Here is a 4345-nt window from a genome sequence, read left to right as displayed (position 1 = left end):
TCTCGGGCTTTCCTCCGGGCTTTCGTTCTGTGTTCTTGCGTTTCCGACTCTATCAGACTCTTTCGTGTCCGATTTCCTCGGTGCTTTCCAGGTCCCGCGCTTTCGCGCTTTCCCTTTCCGGCGATTCCGACTCTATCAGAAGATTTCCACCGGATTTCCCGGCTTCGTCTTCCTGAATGGAGAGTCGATGTGCCCCACGGAATGCAATTCCTTCGGGGGCGAGAGAGATTTTAAACCATCACGGCCGAACTTGTCCAGTTCGGGCAACCGTTTGAATCTACCTCCCCACAGCCGCCGTGTCAACGGGTCTGCGGGCCGACGAGGAGACTAGCAGCTGAGCGGGGCCGCACGCACATCAGGCCGCCGTGGGCAGGGTGGCGGTGCGGTCCGCCTCCTCCACGTCGCCCACCTCGCCGGCGCGGGAGGCCCGGCCGCCCAGGACGTAGACGTAGACGAGGAAGGCGGCCTCCGCGGCGACGCCGATGGTGATGCGGGCCCAGGTGGGCAGGCCCGACGGGGTCACGAAGCCCTCGATCAGGCCGGACACGAAGAGGACGACCGCCAGGCCGATGGCCATGCCGAGGGCGGCGCGGCCCTGCTCGGCGAGGGCCGTGCGGCGGGTGCGCGGGCCCGGGTCGATGACCGTCCAGCCGAGGCGCAGGCCCGTACCGGCGGCGACGAACACGGCCGTCAGTTCCAGGAGGCCGTGCGGGAGGATCAGGCCGAGGAAGACGTCGAGGCGGCCGGCGGAGGTCATCAGGCCGATGCCGACGCCCAGGTTCGCCATGTTCAGGAAGAGGATCCACAGGACCGGAAGGCCCAGGAAGGCGCCGAGGACCAGGCAGACGGCGGCGGCCTGGGCGTTGTTCGTCCAGACCTGCGCGGCGAAGGACGCCGCCGGATGGCTCGAGTAGTACGTCTCGTACTGGCCGCCGGGCTTCGTGAGGTCCTTCAGGTGCTCGGGGGCCGCGATCGCGCTCTGGACCTCGGGGTGCGTGGCTATCCACCAGCCGATGAGCACGCCGAGCGCCGTGGACAGCAGCGCCGTGGGTATCCACCAGCGGCGGCTGCGGTAGACGGCGGCCGGGAAGCCCTCGGTGAAGAAGCGGGCGGCGTCGCGCCAGCCGGCGCGGCGGGTTCCGGTGACGGTGGAGCGGGCGCGGGCGACGAGCTGGGTGAGGCGGCCCGTGAGCATCGGGTCGGGGGCGCTCGACTGGATCAGGGACAGGTGCGTGGAGGTGCGCTGGTAGAGGGCGACGAGTTCGTCGGCCTCCTCGCCGGTGAGCCGCCGGCCGCGTCCGAGGAGCTGCTCCAGGCGGGCCCACTCCGTCTGGTGGGCCGCCACGAAGACGTCGAGATCCATCCGGTTACCGCTCCCCTGCCCCTGGCCACCCGATACGGCTTACTTCTCCTGCGGTCAGCTTGGCAGACTGGGCTGCACAGGGGCGGGTCAGGTCGGCGAAAGGTGCACGCGGTGAGCGGTCTGGTGACGGGGGACGCGGTCGTCCTGGGCCTGCGGCCGGCGCGGCTGCCGAGCCGGGCGCTCGCGATCCTGCTCGACCTGGCCGTGTACGTCACCGGGTACGTGGTGGTGTCCGTCGCTCTGCTGTACGCGACCTCCGGTCTGGACGATGCCGCGCAGGCGGCCGTGGCGGTGGCGGGCTTCCTGCTGGTGCTGGTCGGGGTCCCGATCGCGGTGGAGACGCTGAGCCACGGGCGTTCGCTGGGGAAGCTGGCGTGCGGGCTGCGGGTGGTGCGGGAGGACGGCGGGCCGATCCGGTTCCGGCACGCTCTGGTGCGCGGCGCCCTCGGGGTCGTGGAGCTGCTGGTCACCTTCGGGGCGGTCGCCTGCATCGCCTCGCTGATGTCGGAGCGGGGCCGGCGGCTCGGGGACGTGTTCGCGGGGACGCTGGTGGTCCGGGAGCGGGTGCCGGGGGCGCGGGTGATGCCGGTGCCGGCGCCGCCGCCGTGGCTGGCCGGGCAGTTCGCCGCGCTGGACCTGTCGGCGGTGCCGGACGGGCTGTGGCTGGCGATACGGCAGTACCTGACGCGGATGAACCAGCTGGACCCGCACACGGGTGCCGCGATGGCGGCGCGGCTCGCGGACGATGTGGTGGCCCGGACGGGGACGCCGCCGCCGGCCGGGGTGCCGGCGGCCGCGTTCCTGATGGGGGTGGTGCACGAGCGGCAGTCCCGGGATGCCGCCAGGGCCTTCACCGCGGGCCCGGCACCGGCCGCGCCCGCCCCGGCTCCCGCGCCGCTGCCGATGCCGATGCCGATGCCCGGGCCGGTGGCTGCCCCCGCGCCCGCCCCGGCTCCCGCGGCGCCCGCCCCGCCGCCGGCGCCCGGGACCGGTTTCGCCCCGCCCGCCTAGGGGGTGTCAGGCGTCCAGGCGGACGGGCATCAGCAGGGAGAACGTCTCCTCGTCCGCCGGCCGGCGGACCGCCACGGGGGCGTCGGGTGCGCCGAACTCCAGGACCAGCTGGTCCCCGCCCCCCGCCGTCAGGGCGTCGAGCAGGAAGTCCCGGTTGACGGCGATGCGGCCCTCGCCTTCGTCGCCGTCGTCGCACACGGAGACGGTGCCGTCCGCCGTCACCCGGAGCACGCTGATCTCGCAGGGCGCGCCGTCCTCCTCGCGCACGTCGGTACGGACGGGCCCGGACTCCAGCTCCCGGCGCAGTGCCGCGACGCCGACTGGGACACGGCGTCCCGCGGGCAGCCGCACGAGGCGGCGGTAGTCGGGGAAGTCGTGGTCGAGGCAGCGGCCCGCCGTCTGGCGGTCACCGGACTCCAGGACCACCTGGCCGCCGTCCAGGGTGAGCGTCGCCCGCCCGTCCCCGTCCAGCAGCGCTCGCATCGCGTCGACGAGCGGGGACGGTACGACGGCGGACGCCCGGGGGCCGTCGTACCCCTCGGCGGCGGCCCTGGCCACGGCCAGCCGGTAGCGGTCGGTGGCCGCGAGGCGCAGCGTGCCGTCCTCGACGTCGAACAGGACACCGCCGAGCGCCGGCAGCTCCGGGGCAGTCCCGGCCGCGAAGCGGACGGCGTCCAGGGCCGCGGCGAGTGTGGGCGCGGAGACGGTCAGCCGGGCGGTGGCGGTACGGGGTGCGCTCATGGGGTTCTCCCTGTGTTCGAGGTGCGCTCGGACCGCGGAGAACTCGGCGCGTGCCTCGGCGAGCCCGGCCTCCAGGCGGCGCAGGTGCGCCTGGAGCAGCTGCCGTACGAGGCCCGCGTCCGCACCGGACCAGCCGGCGAGGACCAGCCGGACGTCCGCCAGCGGCATGCCCGCCCGGCGCAGCCGGACCAGCAGCCGGGCCTCCTCCAGCTGCCCGGGGCCGTACCAGCGGTAGCCGGTCGCCGGGTCGACCCGGGCCGGTACGAGTACGCCGGCGCGGTCGTAGAACCGCAGGGCGCTCACGCCCAGTCCGCTGTCGCGGGCCATCTCGCCGATGCTGCGCATCGCGTCGTTCTCCACACCCGGCACTCTGGGCCCTCCACCAGGTCGAGGGTCAACGGCCTTCGGGCTCGTCGTCCGCGGAGTCGTCCGTGAAGGCCGACGGCGGGGTCTCCAGGTGTTCGAGTTCGATGCCGGGGGCGGAGAGGACCACGTCCCCCGCGATGTGCACGGTGTGGACCTCGCCCGTGTCCAGTGCGGTGACCTGGTACTCGTCCACGACGAGCGGGCCGCTGTCGGTGGGGTGTTCGGCGCGGGAGCGCAGGGCCCAGGCCTGGTCGACCGTGCGGGGCGCGAGGACCGGGTCGGTCAGGGCGAGGAGCCGGACGCGGGTCGCGGGGGCGCCGGGGGCCAGGCGCAGCAGGCGGGCGGTGGCGACGAGGAAGGCCGGGGAGCTGCCGGTGAAGCCGGGGGCGGCGACGTTGCCCTCGGTGGCCTCGGCTCCGGTGGGGTCGGTGCGGACCCAGGTGACGCCGTCGATGGCCGCGCCGCGGACCTGCCAGCTCGCGGCGTTGGCCTCCAGGCGGATGGGGCGGCCGAGGGCGTCGATGGCCAGGTCCAGCGAGCCGCGGTGCTGCCCGTCCGGGGTGGTCAGCTGGGCGACGTAGCGCCAGCCGGAGGGGCCGGGGGCGCAGTGGAAGTGTTCCTCGCCGAGGGGGGTGTGGTCGTGCGGGTCGTGGAGCGAGTAGCGGCCGCGGGGCATGGCTGTGGTCCTCGGGTACGGGGCAGGCCCCCGGCGCGGGTGCCGGGGGCCTGCCTGGAGTGCTGCGGATCCGTGGGGACCGGCGGCGGTGGATCAGTAGCGGTAGTGGTCGGGCTTGTACGGGCCTTCGACCTGGACGCCGATGTACGCGGCCTGCTCGGGGCGCAGGGTGGTGAGCTTGACGCCGA

General features: G+C 74.2%; 5 protein-coding genes. 1 reads left to right on the top strand and 4 read right to left on the bottom strand.

Annotated elements, in window-relative coordinates; all coding sequences use genetic code 11:
* Positions 1–355: 355 nt before the first annotated feature.
* A complete protein-coding gene (locus ACZ501_RS34990) occupies positions 356–1363 on the bottom strand; it encodes a stage II sporulation protein M (protein WP_468800825.1) in 1008 nt (335 codons plus the stop codon).
* A gap of 111 nt (positions 1364–1474) precedes the next feature.
* On the opposite strand from ACZ501_RS34990, the gene ACZ501_RS34985 reads away from it, so the two are divergent.
* Entirely contained in the window at positions 1475–2374 is a 900-nt protein-coding gene (locus ACZ501_RS34985; RefSeq protein WP_468800822.1) for an RDD family protein, read from the top strand.
* Positions 2375–2380: 6 nt separating this feature from the next.
* On the opposite strand, the gene ACZ501_RS34980 is transcribed toward ACZ501_RS34985, so the two are convergent.
* The 3 genes from ACZ501_RS34980 to ACZ501_RS34970 form a co-directional block, all read right to left on the bottom strand.
* Positions 2381–3460 carry a DNA polymerase III subunit beta family protein gene (locus tag ACZ501_RS34980; RefSeq protein WP_468800828.1) on the bottom strand — a complete coding sequence of 360 codons (1080 nt, stop codon included), beginning with the start codon at positions 3458–3460 and terminating at the stop codon, positions 2381–2383.
* A 49-nt stretch (positions 3461–3509) separates the two neighbouring features.
* The gene (locus tag ACZ501_RS34975; RefSeq protein ID WP_361611016.1) at positions 3510–4157 is read right to left on the bottom strand and encodes a hypothetical protein; all 648 of its coding nucleotides are present in this window, start codon (positions 4155–4157) and stop codon (positions 3510–3512) included.
* Between the two features lie 93 nt (positions 4158–4250).
* Positions 4251–4345, bottom strand: a 95-nt coding sequence (locus ACZ501_RS34970) for an adenosylhomocysteinase (protein WP_361608646.1), incomplete at its 5' end; no start/stop codon positions are given.

This window comes from Streptomyces sp. NPDC034085, from assembly GCF_055575555.1.
This window is presented reverse-complemented; position numbering and strand designations above follow the sequence as displayed.